Source organism: Burkholderia sp. AW49-1, from assembly GCF_053427845.1.
Genome location: NZ_JBSAXF010000120.1, coordinates 1 through 352 on the forward strand (window position 1 = coordinate 1; position 352 = coordinate 352).

Here is a 352-nt window from a genome sequence, read left to right on the forward strand (position 1 = left end):
GCCAACGCGGCCAGCATCTGGCCCGTCTGGTTCGAATCGTCGTCGATCGCCTGCTTGCCGAGGATCACGAGTTGCGGCTGTTCCTTGTCGACCAGCGCCTTCAGGATCTTCGCGACGGCCAGCGGCTCGACGCTGTCGTTCGACTCGACGAGGATCGCGCGATCCGCACCGATCGCCAGCGCCGTGCGCAGCGTTTCCTGCGCTTGCGTCACACCGACCGACACCGCGATCACTTCGGTCGCCACACCCGCTTCCTTCAGGCGCACCGCTTCTTCCACCGCGATTTCGTCGAACGGGTTCATCGACATCTTCACGTTCGCGATGTCGACGCCGGTGTTGTCCGACTTCACGC

The 352-nt window shown here is 64.2% G+C and carries 1 pseudogene; it reads right to left on the minus strand.

Annotated features, from left to right (window positions below):
* Positions 1–350 (minus strand): annotated as a pseudogene (locus tag ACV22W_RS33675) (electron transfer flavoprotein subunit beta/FixA family protein); the annotation flags it as partial.
* Positions 351–352 lie beyond the last annotated feature (2 nt).